Origin of the sequence: Sphaerotilus montanus, assembly GCF_013410775.1 — a bacterium.
GTDB lineage: Bacteria > Pseudomonadota > Gammaproteobacteria > Burkholderiales > Burkholderiaceae_C > Sphaerotilus > Sphaerotilus montanus.
In genome coordinates this window covers 580,985-596,571 of sequence record NZ_JACCFH010000001.1, presented here as the reverse complement: position 1 = coordinate 596,571, position 15,587 = coordinate 580,985, and the positions used below count along the sequence as shown (strand labels likewise).

The window sequence follows — 15,587 nt, the reverse complement described above, 5'->3', positions numbered from 1 at the left end:
TATAGGGAGCCGCTCTGTTCAGAGCTTGTAGCTGAGCTTGCGCATCCAGTCCTGCAGCAGGCTGCGCACCCCCACGCTCAGATCGATCCAGGTGCCGCCGACGCGGAAGTCATGGCTCTGCATCACGACATAGGCCGAGTTGATGCGCACGGGCACCGCCATGATGCGTGTCATGTCCTGCAGGTCCGGCACGCCCAGCACCAGCTGCATGACCGTGTTGCTCGGCAGCGGCTGGTCGGCGAGCAGGCCGACGCCTTTTTCGGAGATGTCGCGCACCCGCACTTCCTGCACCTGCCCGTTGGGCATGATCAGTCGCCCACGCCAGGTGACGCTGTATCGGGGTTCCTTGCGGCTTTCGATCGTGCCGCGCTCGGCGGTGGTGGTGGCCATCATGTCGCCAGGTTGAATTGCATTGCCGCTAGCTTGGCATACAAACCACCACGTTGAACCAGTTCGGAATGGGTGCCTTCCTCCGCAATCCTGCCGTGATCGAGCACCACGATGCGGTCGGCCTGCTGAATCGTCGCCAGCCGGTGGGCGATCACCAGCGTGGTGCGGTTCTTCATCGCGGCTTCCAGGGCCGCCTGCACCATGCGTTCGCTCTCGGCGTCAAGCGCGCTGGTGGCTTCGTCGAGCAGCAGCAGCGGCGGGTTCTTGAGCATGGCGCGCGCGATGCTGATGCGCTGGCGCTGGCCGCCGGACAGGCGCACGCCGCGCTCACCGAGGAAGGTCTGGTAGCCCTCGGGCAGGGCGGTCAGGAAGTCGTGCGCGTGTGCGGCCTTCGCGGCGGCGACTACTTCGGCGTCGCTCGCCTCCGGGCGGCCATAGCGGATGTTCTCCATCGCGTTGGCCGAGAAGATCGTGCTGTCCTGCGGCACGATGCCCACCCGTCCCCGCAGGTCGTCCAGCGACACCTGGGTCACGTCCACGCCGTCGAGCGTGATGGCGCCGGACTGCGCGTCATAGAAGCGCAGCAGCAACTGCAGCACCGTGCTCTTGCCCGCGCCACTCGGCCCGACCAGCGCCACCGTCTCACCGGGGTGCAGGGTCAGGTCGAAGTCGACCAGCGCCGGCTGGCTCGGGCGCGAGGGGTAGTGGAAGTTCACCGCCGAAAAGCGCACCGCCGAGCCGCCATGGGCCGACGGCAGCGCCAGCGGCTGGACCGGATCCGCCACGGGCGAGCGCGTGGCCAGCAGCTCCATCAGCCGCTCGGTGGCGCCGGCCGCCCGCAGCAGGTCGCCGTACACCTCCGACAGCACCGCGACACTGCTCACCAGGATGATCACGTAGACGACGGTCTGCCCGAGGTGACCGGCGCTGATGCGGCCTTCCATCACCGCTTCGGTCCCCTGGTACAGGCCCCACAGCAGCGCGCCGAAGGTGGCGGTGATGATGAACGCGACGAGGTAGGCGCGCACGCGGGTGCGTTTGCGGGCGGTCTCGAAGGCGTCCTCGGTGGCGGCGTCGAAGCGGGCGGCTTCGCGGGTTTCCTGCGTGTAGCTCTGCACGACGGGAATGGCGTTGAGCACCTCGGCCGCGATGGCGCTGGTGTCGGCGACGCGGTCCTGGCTGGCGCGGCTGAGCTTGCGCACGCGGCGGCCGAAGTACAGCGACGGCAGCACGACCAGCACCAGGATGCCCAGCACCTGCGCCATCACCAGCGGGTTGGTGACGATCAGCATCACCATCGCGCCGAGGCCCATGACCGTGTTGCGCAGCCCCATCGACAGGCTGGAGCCGACGACGCTCTGCACCAGCGTCGTGTCGGTGGTCAGCCGCGACAGCACCTCGCCGGTCTGCGTCGTCTCGAAGAACTCGGGGCTCTGGCGCACGACGTGGGCGTAGACGGCGTTGCGCAGGTCGGCGGTGACGCGCTCGCCGAGCCAGCTCACCATGTAGAAGCGCGACGCCGAGAACACGCCGAGTGCGGCGCCGACTGCGAACAGCGCCAGGAAATGTTCGCGCAGCGCCATCACCCGCTCGCCCGGGTCGGTGGCGACGAGGCCCTGGTCGATCAGCGAGCGCAGCGCCATCGGGAACACCAGCGTGCTGACGGCGGCCAGCACGAGGAACAGGCCGGCCAGCGCGATCTGCAGCCGGTAGGGCCAGAGGAAGGGCTTGAGGCCGGAGAGCGAGCGCGGGGTGGCGGCGCGGGGGCGTTCGGTGGTGGCAGCAGGCATGGGGGCCGAGTGTAGGCGCGCCCGCCGTTGCCTGCTGTGCGCTGTCCGTGGCGGGGTTCAGGCCGTCCGGCGCGAGACGCTCATCACCGGCGGGTGCGCCAGCGTCTGGTAGATGACGCAGTAGCGCTCGGTCAGCTTCAGCAGCGTGGCGACCTGCTCGTCGCTGGCATCGGTGTCGAAGGCGAACGTCATGCGCAGGTTCTGCAGCCCGACCGGCGCGTCCTTGGCGACGCCCAGCGTGCCGCGGGCGTCGAAGTCGGCTTCGGCGCGGACTGTGGCCTCGCGCAGCGTGAGGCCCATCGACGTGGCGACCGCGTTCATCGTCACCCCGGCGCAGGCCACCAGCGCTTCGAGCAGCATGTCGCCCGAGCAGGCGCCCAGACCGTCGCCGCCCGCGGCCGGGTGGATGCCGGCGGTGACCAGCGCGCGGCCTGTGTCGATGCGGCAGGTCACGCCTTCGCCGAGCCGGCCTTGACGGGGGCCTGGCGGGAGCGGAGGGTGTCGGCGTCCATGGTGGAGTGGGCTCGGCGGGTGGGGGCGGGACCTGCATTGTGGATCTTCAGATCGACAGCCGCCCGACATACCCCGTCATCTCCAGATAGCCCAGCCCGACCCGCGCGCCGCCACCGTCGAGCAGCTCGCTCAAGCCTTCCCAGTACACCGTCCCTGTGCTGCCGCGGCTGTCGAGTTCCTGCGCATCGAGCAGCGCCTGCACCGTCCAGCGCCCGGCCGGCGTCTCGACGAGCCACTGCACCGGGTAGCGCCCGCCCGTCGCCGGACTCGCCCACACGCGCTGCGGCGTGAAGCGCACCTCGTCCGGGCCGAACGCCCGCGCCGCGCCGCCTGCCGCCCGCCACGACCCACCCGCCCACAGCGCCGAGCCATCCGCCCGCCGCAGCCGGAACGCGGTCAGCGCGCTGCCGTCCGTCAGGTTGATGCCGATCCAGTCCCAGCCCACCGCGTCGCGGTCGAGCACGGAGTCGCTCCACTCGTGGTCGAGCCAGGCGGTGCCGCGCAGGGGGCGGGCGGGCTGGCCGGGGGGCGTGAGCGTGGCGGTGACGGCGAGTTGCGGCTGGCTGTAGTAATGGCTGGCCTGCGCGGCGCCGGGGCCTTTGCGGGAATAGCCGGCGTCGCCCTGCAGCAGCAGCGGCTGGGTGGTCTGCATCGACAGCGCGAGCGTGCCGCCGAGCGCGGGGCTGGCGATCGTGGCGTCGTAGCGGCTGCTCGCTGGTTCGCCGTGGCGGCGCAGGTGCCAGTCGCCCAGGTGTACCCGCGTGTCGCCGACCGCGCTGTCCGCCCGCCCGAAGCCGGCGCGGGCGATGCGCTGGTCGTGCCGCTGCCGGCGTTCGCTCAGGTCGGTCAGCGCGACGTGCGCGAAGACGAGTTGTTTCGCTGCGAACGCGCTCGGGTGGTCGGCGGCGACCTCGGTGCGCGAGCGGAAGAAGGTGATCTGGAAACCGTGTGTCGGCTCGCTCGGACGTTCCGGCGTGGCCAGCCAGCCGGTGGCGTACCACCACTCGGTCTGCGTGTCGGGGTGGCTGCCGAAGTCGGCGGGGAAGACCAGCGGCCGGCGTCGCACGCCCAGCGCCTGTGTTTGCGCCATGGCGGACAGCGGCAGCAGCGACCCGGCCAGCCACTGCATCAGGTGTCGTCGGTCCATCCCCATGTCACCAGTCCTCCTTCACCGCCAGCGCCATGTCGTGCGACGCCGCGGCCCGTCCTGAGAACCACGCTGTCACCGCACCGGCCACCAGCACTGCCAGCACCAGCGCCCCCAGCCGCCACCACGGCAGCGCCAGCTCCATCGTCCAGTGGAAGCTCTGCGGATTGACCACCTTGACCAGCACCACGCTCACCGCCAGCCCGAGCGCCAGCCCGAGCAGCGCGCCGACCGCTGTCCATAGCGCGCCCTCGGCACAGACCAGTGTCAGCACCTGCGCCCGCGTGGTGCCGAGGTGCTGCAGCGCGCCGAACTCGCGCCGCCGCGCCAGTACCTGCGACGAAAAACTCGCCGCGATGCCGAACAGCCCGATCACGATCGCCACCGCCTGCAGCCAGACCGTCACGGCAAAACTGCGGTCGAAGATGGCCAGCGAGACGGCGCGGATCTCGGCCGGCGTCGCGATCTCCAGCAGCGCCGGATCCGCAGCGAGCGCCCGCAAGCCGGTCTGCACCGGCGCCACCCCCGCGCCGGGCGCCAGCCACAGCGCGAGGTCGTTGACCTTGTCGTCGCCGGTCAGCCGCTGCCAGTCGCTGCGGTCGATGACCAGCGAGCCTTGCTGACGGGCGTAGTCGCGCCAGACGCCGCGGATGCGCACCTCGGCCGTGCGCCCGTCCGGCAGCGGCAGGCGCAGGGTCTGCCCGGCCTGCACGCCGTAGAGCGCGAGCACCGCTTCGCTGGCATAGACATCGGGCAACCCAGCCGGTCCACCGGGTGAAGGCGGCTGCAGCGATCCGACCAGCGGCAGCGTCCGCGCCGCATCGCCGACCTCGCGGGCGATCAGCGCCACCGCGGCGCGCGCCGGGTCGAGCGAGACGGCCACGACCCGCTGCGCCTGCACCCGCGCGACACCGGGCAGTGCCGCCGCGGCCTGCACGAACGTGGGGTCGAGGTAGGCGCTGTCGGCCTGCGCGGTGGTGGTGGCGGTGCGGGCGTAGAGATCGGCGGGCAGCACCTCGTCCAGCCAGTGCGTGACCGAGTCGCGGAAGCTCGCCACCATCACGGTCAGCGCCACCGACAGCGCCAGGCTGGCGACGACGCCCGCGACGGTGATCGTGGCACTGGCGCGCTGGTCGCGGGCGCGCTCGATGGCGAGCAGCGCGATCGGGTGCCGCGGCGGCGTGAGGCGGCCCATCAGCGCGCCGACCAGCAGCGGCACCGCCATGATCCCGCCCAGCAGCAGCAGGGCGACCGCGCCGTAGGCGGCCAGCGGCAGTTCGCCCAGCGGCGGCACGAAGGCCAGCGCGACCCCAGCCGCCATCAGCGCCGGCCCGAGCCACGGGCGCCGCAGGGCCTGGTCGTGGCCGCCGAGGCCCTTGAGGCTCTGCGCGGGCGACAGCTCGGCCGCCATGCGCGCCGGCTGCCATCCACCGGCCAGCGCGGCGGCCAGACCGAGTCCGCCATAGACCAGCGCCGCGCCGCTCGACCACTGCAGCGCCGGCGCCGATCCCCCCAGCATCCCGCTGCCCAGATCACCGCCGAGCACCTGCAGCGCGAGCATCGCCAGCCCCGTGCCCAGCGCCAGCCCCAGCCCGGCGCCGACGACGCCCAGCAGCGCCGACTCGGTCAGTACCAGCACCAGCCGCTCGCGGGCGTGCATGCCCAGCACCCCGAGCAGCGCCAGTTGCGGCACCCGCTTGGCCACCGCCAGCGACTGCACCGAAAACACCAGGAACGCCCCCGTGAACAGCGCCACCAGCGCGAGCACGGTGAGGTTGACGCGGTAGGCGCGCGAGAGGTTGGACACGCGCTGCGCCGCCTCGTCCGGCGCCGCGGCGCGCACGGTGTCCGGCAACGCCAGCGCGCGCAGCACCGCCTCGCGGTCGGCGCCCGGCTGCAGGCGGAGGTCGATCCGGCTCAGTTGCCCGAGCCGGTCGAAGTGCACCTGCGCGCCGGCCAGGTCGATCACCGCCAGCGGCCCGGTGTCGGCGCTGACGCTGCCGCCCACCGTCAGCGCCACCAGCCGGTTGCCGGACTGCACCCGCAGCGATTCGCCGGCGTTCACACCGAACAGCCGCTGCGCCGCCGGGTTCAGGAATACCCGGTCCGGATCGAGCAGGGCCAGCCGGGGGCCGTCCCGCAGCGCCGGGTCCGGCCGCGGCAGCAGGGCAGGGGCCAGCGCGGCGGCCACCAGCGCGTCCTGGCCGATCAGCTTCAGCCCGCGCTTGCGGCCCTGGGTGTCGAGCGCGTAGGTGTCCAGCTCGATCACCGGGCTGGCCAGCGCGACCCCGGCCTGCTCGGCGACGCGGGCGTAGAGCGCCTCGTCCAGCCCGCTGCGGCCGACGGGGCGCAGTTCCACATCCGGCTGGCCGTTGACCGAGCGCACCGCCTGCCCGAACTCGGCCAGCGCCGACGCATTGATCAGGTGCACCGCGAAGGCCAGCGCCACGCCCAGCGCGATCGCCAGCAGGGCCACGCCGACACGGCCCGGGTGGTGGCGCGCCTCGCGGGCGATCAGGTGCAGCGTGTCGCGCAGGTGCATGGGCCGGATCTAGCCGTCTTTGTGGAGAAATGCGGGGGTTGGCCCGCAGATCGGTACTGAATGGTGCCTGGTCCGCGGGCACAATTCCACAGACCATGACACCGCTCGCCGATTCCGCCACCGCGCCACCCGACATCAGCCCGCTGTTGCAGGCCGTGGCGCGCTGGGTGCGGCGTGTCGGCGTGCAGCGGGCCACGGTGGTGCTGGTCGGGCTGAGCGTGGTGGCGTCGGAGGTGCTGACGCTGGCCTGGCATCTGGTGTCGGGCTGGTCCTTGCAGAGCCAGGGCCTGATCATCGCGGCGCTGGTGCCGGTGCCGATCGCCTCGCTGTGCGCGGGCTACACGCTCCAGCTGATCGTGGCGCTGGACCAGGCCATGCGCCGGCTGGAAGAGCTGGCGATGACCGATTCGCTCACGGGTGTGCGCAACCGGCGCTGTTTCATGCAGGTCGCCGCGCTGGAATTCGAGCGCGCCACGCGCCACGCCAGGCCGATGGCCGTGGTGCTGATCGACGTGGACCACTTCAAGGCCATCAACGACCGCCACGGCCACCAGTGTGGCGACCAGGCGCTCATCGAGATCGCACGCGCCTGCCAGGGCACGCTGCGCAAGACCGACCTGCTCGCGCGCTTCGGTGGCGAGGAGTTCATCGTGCTGCTGCCCGAAACCGGGCAGCGCGAGGCGGTGCGGCTGGCCGAGCGCATGCGCAATGCGGTCGCTGCCGACCTGCGCCTGCCGGACCAGCCGCGGCCCGGCGCGGTGACGATCAGCCTGGGGGCCGTGGCGCTGAGCCGCAGCACGCCGACGCTCGACATCCTCATCCAGGCGGCGGACCAGGCGCTCTACGACGCCAAGCGCTCGGGCCGCAACCGCGTGCACACCCAGCCGGCGCCGATCGAGGCCTGAGCGGCGGCCACGCATCAGCGTGCCTCGACCCCGTCGGCCCGCAGCCGCAGCGCCCGGTCGGCCTGTGCTGCTGCCGCTTCCGAGTGGGTCACGATCAGGCAGCCCGCGCCATGGCGCCGCGCCTGGTCGCACAGCAGGTCCAGCACGCGCTGCGCGGTGGTCGGGTCGAGGTTGCCGGTCGGCTCGTCGGCCAGGATCAGCGCCGGCCGGTGCACCAGCGCCCGCGCGATGGCCACACGCTGCAACTGCCCGCCGGACAGCTCGCGCGGCCGGCGCTGGCCCAGCGCGCCCAGGCCGACGTCCTCCAGCACGCCCTGCACGCGGGCGGTGATGGCGTCCCGGTCGCGCCAGCCCTGCAGCATCAGCGGCAGGCCGACGTTGTCCGCGACGCTCAGGTGTGGCAGCACATGGAAGGCCTGGAACACGAAACCCAGCGACGCCCGCCGCAGCAGCGCCGCCTCGCGCTCGCTCAGGCGGCCCACGTCGCGGCCGGTGATCTCGACCGTGCCGGTGTCCGCGCGGTCCAGCCCGGCGATGCAGTTCAGCAGCGTGGACTTGCCGACGCCGGATTCCCCCACGAGGGCCACCACCTCGCCGCGCTGCATCGTCAGCCGCACGTTGTGGAAGACGCTGGTCTCACCGTAGCGCTTGCCGAGGCCGGTGATGCGCAGCAGCGGGGCGTCGGGCGGGGTGGGGTGGGTCACGGCGCTTCCCGTTCCAGCACGGGCATCACCCGGGCCAGCACCGCCGCCACCGGATCGCCGCTGTCACAGGCGATCACCTCGCGCTGCGCCATGCCGCGCAGCCAGGTGATCTGGCGCTTGGCGAGCTGCCGCGTGGCAGCGATGCCTTTGTCCATGAGCTGCGCCGCGGGCCACAGGCCGTCGAGCATCTCCCAGGTCTGCCGGTAGCCGACGCAGCGCATCGACGGCAGCTCCGGGTGCAGATCACCGCGGGCGCGCAGGCGCTGCACCTCGGCGATCAGGCCCTGTTCCAGCATCGCCGCGAAGCGCTGGGCGATGCGGGCGTGCAGCCAGGCGCGGTCGGTCGGCTCCAGCGAGAGCAGCGGGAATTCGGGGGGCGTGTCGGCGGCGTCCGCGGCGGCGGTGCGGTCGAAGCGGCCGGTGTGGAAGCTGGAGAGCGGCTGGCCGCTGACCTGCCACACCTCCAGCGCCCGCTGGATGCGCTGCGCGTCGTTGGGCGAGAGCCGCGCGGCGGTGACCGGGTCGACCGCCGCCAGCAGCGCGTGCATCGCCGGCCAGCCGGTGGCGCGGGCGCGCTCGTCCAGCGCGGCGCGCACGGCGGGGTCGGCCACCGGTAGCGCGTCGATGCCGTCGAACAGCGCCTTGAAATACAGCATCGTGCCGCCCACCAGCAGCGCGCGGGCGCCGCGGGCGTGGATCTCGCCGATCAGCCGGCGCGTGTCGGTGACGAATTCAGCGGCGGAGTAGGCGGCGGTCGGCTCGATCACGTCGACCAGGTGGTGCGGCACCTCGGCGAGTTCCGCCGCCGAGGGCTTGGCGGTGCCGATGTCCATGCCGCGGTAGACCAGCGCCGAGTCGACGCTGATGATCTCCACCGGCGGCAGACCGCGGTCACGGCAGGCGCGGGCGATCGCGAGTGCGGCGGCGGTCTTGCCGCTGGCGGTCGGGCCGGCCAGCGCGAAGGTGGTCGGGGTGGCGGGGACCATGGTGGCGCTCAATGCACACCTCCGTGGCGCTGCACCGTGGTCCAGGCGATCAGCGCCGTGACCACCGAACCGGCCGCGATGCCGTAGGCCAGCGGGCGGGTCGTGCCGTCCAGCGCCAGACCCAGCCACTGCCCGATGAAAAAGGCCACCACGGCCAGCAGGAATCCCGCCAGCGCCGCAGCCACGCCCGCCTGTTGCGGGAAGGGGCCGACCGCGCCAGTCTGTCCGCAGGCCTGGTGGGTGCCGTGCCCGAAGGCGTAGAGCAGCTGCGGCACGAGGATGGCCCAGACTGTCTGCACGCCCGCCGCAGCCAGCGCCGCCATCGACAGGCCACCCAGCAGTGTGAAGCCAGCCGCGCGCCAGACCGCCCCGGCCATGCCGTGCCGCACCAGCCAGCGCCGGCAGACGAAGGTGCCGGCGAGGTAGGAGACCGAGCTGCTGCACAGCGCCAGCCCGTAGTGCGCCGCGTCCAGCCCGAGCACCTGCATGTAGACAAACGACGATCCCGCCAGGAACACGAACAGCCCGCCGTAGGTCGCTGCCGACAGCCCCGCCCAGGCGTGGAAGGTCGGGCTGGTCAGGACGGTGCGCCACGCGGCCAGCAGCGGGCCGGGGTGCAGCGCCCGCGGGTTCTTCTGGCGGATGGTCTCGGGCAGACGGGTGGCGACGAAGACCAGCGTGGCCAGCGCGATCAGCGCCACGGCGATGAAGTTGGTGCGCCAGCCCAGATGCCCGGTGAGCCAGCCGCCCAGCAGCGGGCTGGTGATGGCGATCACGCCCAGCCCGGACTGGCCGAGCGACATGATGCGGGCCCCTTCGTGCGGCGCGTACAGATCGCGCACCATCGCCCGCGCGACGACGACCACGCCGGCCATCGTCACGCCCTGCACGATGCGCACGAGCACCAGCGCCTCGATGCTCTGCGCCAGCACCGCGCTCAGGCTGGCCAGCAGGTAGACGGCGAGCGTGGACAGCAGCACCGGTCGGCGACCGAACCGGTCTGCCACCGGTCCGGCCACCAGTTGCCCGAAACCGAAGGCCAGCAGCAGCGCGGCCATCGTCAGCTGCGTGGCGTGCATCGAGGCGTGCAGTTCGGCCTTGATCGCGGGCAGCGCGGGCAGGTAGAGGTCGGTCGTCACGGGCTGCAGCCCGAGCAGCAGCGCCAGCGCGACCGCGGCGACGAGGGCGGTGGGCCGCCGGGGCGCGGCCGTCATGCCGTGGCGCGGCGGCGGACGCGGTCGAGGTAGGCGTGCGGGTCGGGCGGCTGGCCGCTGCGCTGCGACTCCCACAGCATCTCGCCCAGGCAGTCCATCACCTCGTGCTGCGCGGCGTGCAGGTCACCGCGTTTCGCCGCGAGCAGCTCGACCGCCTGCCGGATGCCGCGCGGCTGGTCGATCGAGACCTGCTCGCTGATGCTCAGGTGCATCGACAGGTGCAGGAACGGGTTGGTGCGGCCCGCGTCGACCGTGTAGACGGCGGCCAGCGCGGCCTCCAGGTCGGACAGGTCGGCGTGGTACTCGGGGTGGCGCTCGGTCCACTGCGCGGCCAGCGTGTCCATCGCGGACAGCGGCTCACCGGCGCGGTGCTTGCGCCACGCTTCGCAAAAGAAGGTCCGGACGTCGTTCTGGCTGGGTGCAAACATTCCACAATTGTCGCCCGTTCCCGATGTCCCGCGACGCGCCGAGGCCTGCCCCCGTGATCACTGACCCGATGTTCTTCGCCGCGGCCGTGCCGGCGGTCTTTCTGATGGGACTGTCCAAGAGCGGCTTCGGTGCCGGCTTCGGCGCGCTGGCGGTGCCGCTGATGGCGCTGACGATCCCCGTGCCGCAGGCGGCGGCGATCATGCTGCCGCTGCTGTGTCTGGCGGATTTCTCCGGGCTCGCGGCGCTGATCCGGCAGGCGGACTGGCGGCTGCTGCGGCTGCTGATCCCGGCGGGTCTGCTGGGCAGCCTGATCGGCTGGGCCTCGTTCGGGCTGATGCCGGTCAAGGCCGTGGCGGGCGTCGTCGGGGCGGTGACGCTGCTGTTCGTGGCACTTCGGCTGTACTTCCCGCCCAAGGCCGACGTGCCCGTACCGCACCGCGGGCTGGGCTGGCTGCTGGGCGCGGCGTCGGGCTACACCAGCTTCATCGCGCACGCGGGTGCGCCGCCGATCAGCTTCTACATGCTGCCGCTCAAGCTGGAGCCGCTGCGCTTCAGCGGCACGATGGCGGTGTTCTTCACGGTGGTGAACCTGTCTAAGTGGATCCCGTACTGGCAGCTCGGCCTGATCGACCTGACCAACCTGGGTACCTCGCTGGCGCTGGGGCCGGTGGTGCTGGCCGGGGTCTTCACGGGGGTGCGGCTGGCGTCGCGGGTCAAGCCGACGCTGTTCTACCGACTGGTGATGGCGGGGATGGTGCTGTCGGGGGGGAAGCTGCTCTGGGATGCGTTTCGCTGACCACCGGGCGTCTCCCTTGTTCATGGGGGGTGGGTGGCGGATGGCGGCGGGTTTCACGGAACAGACATCAGTGCTGCCTAGCCTGAGCCGGTCATATCTTACAAATCCGGAGTGTTCATGGCTTCCCAGCGCTTTCCTTTGACCGGCCTCGTGGCGGCAGTGCTCGCCCTCAGCTCGACGTTCGCCCAAGCCGACGTCCGCATCACCGAAGTCGCGCCCTGGAGCAGCGGCAATTCGCCGGTCGGCGCCGACTGGTTCGAGCTGACCAACACGGGCGCATCCGCCCTCGATCTCACGGGCTGGAAGGTCGACGACAGCAGCGCGGCTTTCGCCTCCGCTGTCGCCCTGTCCGGCCTGACCAGCCTGGCCGCCGGCCAGTCTGCTGTGTTTGTCGAAGGCACGACCACCACCGCCGCCACCTTCGTGTCCACCTGGTTCGGCGCCAGCGCACCGGCCGGCTTCGCGATCGGCTACTACAGCGGTGCGGGCATCGGCCTGAGCGCCACGGCCGATGCCGTCAACATCTTCAACGCCGCGGGTGTCCTGCAGGCTGGGGTGACCTTCGGCGCGTCGGACGCAGTGTCGCCGTACCAGACCTTCGACAACGCCGCCGGCCTGAACGGCGTCACGCTGACGCAACTGAGCGTCGCGGGTATCCAGGGCGCGTTCGTGGCCATGAACAGCCTGACCGACATCGGCTCGCCCGGCGTCGTGCCGGAGCCGGAAAGCTACGCGCTGATGCTGGCGGGCCTGGGCGTGCTGGGCCTGGTCGCCCGCCGCCAGCGCTGAAGCGGGAGCCTCGTCATGCGCTTCAAGCTCAAGTCCCTGGTCCTCGGCCTCCTGCTCGCTGGTGGTTTTGCCAGTGCAGCGTCCGCCGCCACCTCCCTCGGCCTCGGCAACTACACCGTCACTGGCAACTACGCGCTGGACGTGCAGACTGGTCTGGGCGGCAGCATCTCCGGCCTCGAAGCCTCTGCCGTCACCTTCGCCAGCGACCGTGGCACGCTCTTCTTTGTCGGCGATGAAGGTACCGGCGTGATCGAGGTGTCGCTGACCGGTCAGACCCTCGGCAGCATGTCCTTCGACTGGGCCGGCACCGGCAGCACCAAGCACGACACCGAAGCCCTGACCTACCTCGGCGGCGGCGTCCTGGTCGTCGGCGAGGAGCGCCTGGTCGATGCCTACCGCTTCAGCTTCGGCAACGGCGGCACGGCGGTGCTGACCAACAGCGGCGTCTCCATCAGCAACGCGGTGGTCGGCAACAGTGGCATGGAAGGCATCAGCTACGACGCCCGCAACGGCGGCAGCTTCGTGTCGATCAAGCAGGAAGCGCCGCAGGACATCCTCGCCGGCACGCTCACCTTCGCTGCGGGTGTTTCCGGCACCTCGACGATGGCCAGCCTGTTCGACCCGGCGCTGATGGGCCTGGCGACGCTGTCGGACGTGCAGGTGCTGTCCGGCGTGACGTCGCTGGCGGGCACGGCGGGGGCCGACAACCTGCTGGTGTTCAGCCTGGGCTCGCAGCGGCTGGTCGAAGTCACGCGCACCGGCCAGGTGCTGAGCAGCTTCGACTTCTCGACCGTGTCGCCGAACAACGCCATCGAGGGTGTGACCATCGACCAGAACGGCGTCATCTACCTGGTCGCCGAGCAGGTGCAGAACGGCGCCAGCCTGGACCCGAACTCGCGGCTGTTCGTGCTCTCGCCGGTGCCGGAGCCAGAGACCTATGCCCTGATGCTGGCGGGTCTGGTGGCGCTGGCGGTCAAGGGGCGTCGTCCAGCGTCTGCACGCCGCGACTGATTGTCCACACGGTTTCGGGTCAGGGGGCGCGGGGGCTGCGGCCCCCGCGGGGGGGGCTGATTTTCTCCCCTGGTAACGCCGGGATCGGAACATCCGTGTCAAGTCGCGGAACTTGAGTGCCGAAACAGGCGGGAGACAGGCTCTTTTCAGGGCCTGACCGCCTCTTGCCGGACCCAGGGAGCCACCGTGATCCACCGAACGACCGTGCACGCACTGCTGCGTCGCCTCATGCGCCCGCTCGCGCCTGTGCTGACTGTCCTGTTCTTCGCCCTGGCGCTGCCGGCCCGGGCGCTGGCACCACCCGGTGATGCCGAACTGGAGCAACTGCGCGCCAGCGGGCAGCTCACCACCCAGGCTGAGCAAGCCCGGCGCTTGGGCAACCACCTGCTCGATCCGGCCACGGTCGCGACGCTGGCCTACCGCACCGGGCGCGCGAACGGAACGATCTCGATCGACACCCCGCCACCCGCCTGGGGCGGCGGGCTGCCGGCGACCGGTGCGCCGAAGATCCTCGTGCTGCTGGTCGATTTCCCCGACCAGCCCCACGTGGCCGCCAACACGGCCGCGCTGATCGAGGAGCGCATGTTCGGCGTCGGGGGGCCGGCGGTGCCCGGCTATCCCTACGAGAGCCTGCGGGCCTACTACCACCGTTCGTCCTACGGCCAGCTGGACCTGCGCGGCCACGTGGCGCCGTGGTACCGGGCGCGCTACAGCCGCAGCTACTACCAGGCGCTGGGCGAGCGTGCCGGCACGGCGGCGGTCATCGACGAGGCGCTCGGTGCCTTGCAGGCCACCGGTCACCCGATGGCCCAGTACGACAACGACGGGGACGGCAGCTTCGACACCCTGTTCGTCAAGTGGGCCGGCCCGGCTGGCCCCTGGGCCTCGTTCTGGTGGGCCAAGCAGACGGGCTACGGCGGCACGCAGACCTATGGCGGCAAGCGTGTGCGCAAGGTGGTCTGGTCCTGGGCGGGTGGCAAGTACAACACCGACCCGCTCTACGAGCCGCAGGTCGACATCCACGAGACCGGCCACGCGCTCGGGTTGCCCGACTACTACGACTACGACGGCACCGTCGGCCCCAAGGGCGGCGCCGGGGGCTACGACATGATGCACAGCAACCTCGGGGACCACAACGCGTTCTCGAAGTTCGTGCTGGGCTGGCTGACCCCCCGGGTCGTCGCGGGGGGCAGCGCCACCGTGGCCCTGCGCCCGTCGGGCACCAGTCCGGATGCCGTGCTGTTCATGCCTGGGGCGTCCGCCACCAACCCCTTCACCGAGTACTTCCTCGCCCAGTACCGGCGCCGTGCGGCGGGCAATGACGCGGGTTTTGTCGGCGACGGCCTCTCGCTGTGGCATGTCGATGCCCGGCTGAACGCCTCGGGCTACGACTATCTCTACAACAACTCCTACACCGCGCACAAGCTGCTGTCGCTGGTCGAGGCCGATGGCCTGAACCAGATCGCGCAGGGGCAGATGGCCGATCCGGGTGATCTCTACACCGCATCCCGGCTCTTCGGCCGGGACACCAGACCCAACTCCAGCCGCTACGACGGCACCACCACCGGTGCGGCGATGAACGGCATCGGTGCGGCTGGTGGTGCGACGATGTCCGCCACCTTCCTGGTCACCGTGCCGGTTTCCGTCAAGGTGACCCGCCAGGGCGGGGGCAGCGGGACGGTCACGGGATCACCATCCGGCATCCAGTGCGGCACGGTGTGCGATTCCAGCGTGGCCAGTGGCAACCGGGTGACGCTGACCGCCAGAGCTGCCAGTGGCTCGGTCTTCACCGGCTGGAGCGGGGCCTGCAGCGGCACCAGCCTGGTCTGTGTTCTCAGCCCGAGTGCCGCCGTCACCGTGACGGCCTCCTTCGAGCTTCCGACGTTTGCGCTGGGGGTGACGCGCACCGGCAAGGGCGGTGGCGCCGTGCGGGCGGCTTCCGGGCTGGACTGCGGTTCGAAGTGCAGCGTGCGTTACACCGCCGGCACCGTGGTGACGCTGGCAGCTGTGCCGTCGGCACAATCGGACTTCGCTGGCTGGTCGGGCCATTGCACGGGTGCCGGGCTGACCTGCACCGTCACCATGGCAGCTGCCCGGACGGTCCGGGCGCAGTTCTCGCCGAAGCAGTATGCGGTGAACGTGCGCCAGTCGGGCAGTGCCGGACGCCTGAGCAGACTCCCCTACGGGGTGGCCTGCCTCAGTGGCTGCAGCTTCCCGCGCGATGCCGGCAGTCTCTTGCAACTCACGCCGCTGGCAGCGCGCGGTCAGCGCTTCGTTGGCTGGAGTGGTGCCTGCACCGGCACCGGCACTTGCCGTGTGGCCATCGACGGGGCGAAGTCCGTGACCGCGACCTTCGTCGGTCCCTGAGCGG

General features: G+C 71.5%; 14 protein-coding genes. 5 read left to right on the top strand and 9 right to left on the bottom strand.

The window, feature by feature from the left end; genetic code table 11:
* Positions 1–18: 18 nt before the first annotated feature.
* The 5 genes from BDD16_RS02525 to BDD16_RS02505 form a co-directional block, all read right to left on the bottom strand.
* Complete coding sequence (locus BDD16_RS02525) at positions 19–390, bottom strand: PilZ domain-containing protein (RefSeq protein WP_179632487.1); 372 nt, start codon at positions 388–390, stop codon at positions 19–21.
* Positions 390–2,180, bottom strand: a complete 1,791-nt coding sequence (locus tag BDD16_RS02520; protein ID WP_179632486.1) for an ABC transporter transmembrane domain-containing protein — start codon at positions 2,178–2,180, stop codon at positions 390–392. The genes BDD16_RS02525 and BDD16_RS02520 overlap by 1 nt, the downstream gene beginning before the upstream one ends.
* A 57-nt stretch (positions 2,181–2,237) precedes the next feature.
* Positions 2,238–2,633 carry an OsmC family protein gene (locus BDD16_RS02515; RefSeq protein ID WP_310732870.1) on the bottom strand — a complete coding sequence of 132 codons (396 nt, stop codon included), beginning with the start codon at positions 2,631–2,633 and terminating at the stop codon, positions 2,238–2,240.
* A gap of 106 nt (positions 2,634–2,739) precedes the next feature.
* The gene (locus tag BDD16_RS02510) at positions 2,740–3,840 is read right to left on the bottom strand and encodes a lipocalin-like domain-containing protein (RefSeq protein WP_375139060.1); all 1,101 of its coding nucleotides are present in this window, start codon (positions 3,838–3,840) and stop codon (positions 2,740–2,742) included.
* Positions 3,841–3,847: 7 nt separating this feature from the next.
* Positions 3,848–6,382, bottom strand: a complete 2,535-nt coding sequence (locus BDD16_RS02505) for an FtsX-like permease family protein (RefSeq protein WP_179632484.1) — start codon at positions 6,380–6,382, stop codon at positions 3,848–3,850.
* Between the two features lie 95 nt (positions 6,383–6,477).
* Here BDD16_RS02505 and BDD16_RS02500 point away from each other — a divergent pair, with 95 nt between their 5' ends.
* A complete protein-coding gene (locus BDD16_RS02500; RefSeq protein ID WP_179632483.1) occupies positions 6,478–7,287 on the top strand; it encodes a GGDEF domain-containing protein in 810 nt (269 codons plus the stop codon).
* Positions 7,288–7,301: 14 nt separating this feature from the next.
* Here the strand turns inward: BDD16_RS02500 and BDD16_RS02495 are convergent, their stop codons facing one another.
* The 4 genes from BDD16_RS02495 to BDD16_RS02480 are packed head-to-tail and all read right to left on the bottom strand — an operon-like array spanning position 7,302 to position 10,619.
* On the bottom strand, positions 7,302–7,991 hold the full coding sequence (locus tag BDD16_RS02495; protein WP_310732883.1) for an ABC transporter ATP-binding protein: 690 nt from the start codon (positions 7,989–7,991) through the stop codon (positions 7,302–7,304).
* Entirely contained in the window at positions 7,988–8,977 is a 990-nt protein-coding gene (miaA, locus tag BDD16_RS02490) for a tRNA (adenosine(37)-N6)-dimethylallyltransferase MiaA (protein WP_179632482.1), read from the bottom strand. Before miaA ends, BDD16_RS02495 begins: the two co-directional genes overlap by 4 nt.
* Before the next feature lie 8 nt (positions 8,978–8,985).
* Positions 8,986–10,191 (bottom strand): multidrug effflux MFS transporter, encoded by a 1,206-nt coding sequence (locus tag BDD16_RS02485; RefSeq protein ID WP_179632481.1) that lies wholly within the window; start codon positions 10,189–10,191, stop codon positions 8,986–8,988.
* Positions 10,188–10,619, bottom strand: a complete 432-nt coding sequence (locus tag BDD16_RS02480; RefSeq protein ID WP_179632480.1) for a DUF1841 family protein — start codon at positions 10,617–10,619, stop codon at positions 10,188–10,190. Before BDD16_RS02480 ends, BDD16_RS02485 begins: the two co-directional genes overlap by 4 nt.
* A 23-nt stretch (positions 10,620–10,642) precedes the next feature.
* On the opposite strand from BDD16_RS02480, the gene BDD16_RS02475 reads away from it, so the two are divergent.
* From BDD16_RS02475 to BDD16_RS02460, 4 genes are all read left to right on the top strand, one after another.
* Complete coding sequence (locus BDD16_RS02475) at positions 10,643–11,416, top strand: sulfite exporter TauE/SafE family protein (RefSeq protein ID WP_179632479.1); 774 nt, start codon at positions 10,643–10,645, stop codon at positions 11,414–11,416.
* A 117-nt stretch (positions 11,417–11,533) separates the two neighbouring features.
* Positions 11,534–12,205, top strand: coding sequence for a lamin tail domain-containing protein (locus BDD16_RS02470; protein ID WP_179632478.1), 672 nt, complete (start codon positions 11,534–11,536; stop codon positions 12,203–12,205).
* A gap of 15 nt (positions 12,206–12,220) precedes the next feature.
* The gene (locus BDD16_RS02465; protein WP_179632477.1) at positions 12,221–13,216 is read left to right on the top strand and encodes an SdiA-regulated domain-containing protein; all 996 of its coding nucleotides are present in this window, start codon (positions 12,221–12,223) and stop codon (positions 13,214–13,216) included.
* Between the two features lie 186 nt (positions 13,217–13,402).
* On the top strand, positions 13,403–15,583 hold the full coding sequence (locus tag BDD16_RS02460; RefSeq protein WP_179632476.1) for a M6 family metalloprotease domain-containing protein: 2,181 nt from the start codon (positions 13,403–13,405) through the stop codon (positions 15,581–15,583).
* Positions 15,584–15,587: the final 4 nt, after the last annotated feature.